The 479-nt window shown below is 40.1% G+C and carries 1 protein-coding gene; it reads right to left on the bottom strand.

What is annotated here, in order from left to right:
* Positions 1–479 (bottom strand): LPXTG cell wall anchor domain-containing protein (locus SORDD16_RS10000; RefSeq protein ID WP_241734070.1); only part of this gene is annotated, 479 nt, incomplete at both ends.

Here is a 479-nt window from a genome sequence, read left to right as displayed (position 1 = left end):
GGTGTCTTTCTGGAACAGTTACTCCATCAAGAAGGTACTGTATCAATTCACCTAGCTGGACTTCTTTGCCATCAAGAACTTTCTGGCCTGTTTTATCAAGCGCATGTTTTTCTGGGTGTTTTGGCTTTGGTGGCTCTGGTGTACGAGTAATAACCTTGGCAGTCATTTCTTGTTTATTGACAATATTGACAAAAGTATTCTCAATCTTATCACCAGTTTCAATACGCTCCGCCTCAATGTAGAAGTCTGCATCGAAGGTTCCTTTAACTCCTAAAGAGTTTAGGAAGGCTTGGTTAATAACATAAGACCATTGGCCTCCTTTGGCATCCCACTTAACAGTCACAAGTTTCTTGATAAACTCTGAATTGGTATCTTGGTTGAACTCAAAGGTAAAGGCATAAGAGGCACCTTTGGCAATCTTATCTCCTGCTTTGATAACCTTACCATTTTTCAATGTCACATCATAAGGTAACACAAGC

It is taken from the genome of Streptococcus oralis (assembly GCF_001578945.1).
In the GTDB taxonomy this organism is placed as follows: domain Bacteria; phylum Bacillota; class Bacilli; order Lactobacillales; family Streptococcaceae; genus Streptococcus; species Streptococcus oralis_Q.
This window is presented reverse-complemented; position numbering and strand designations above follow the sequence as displayed.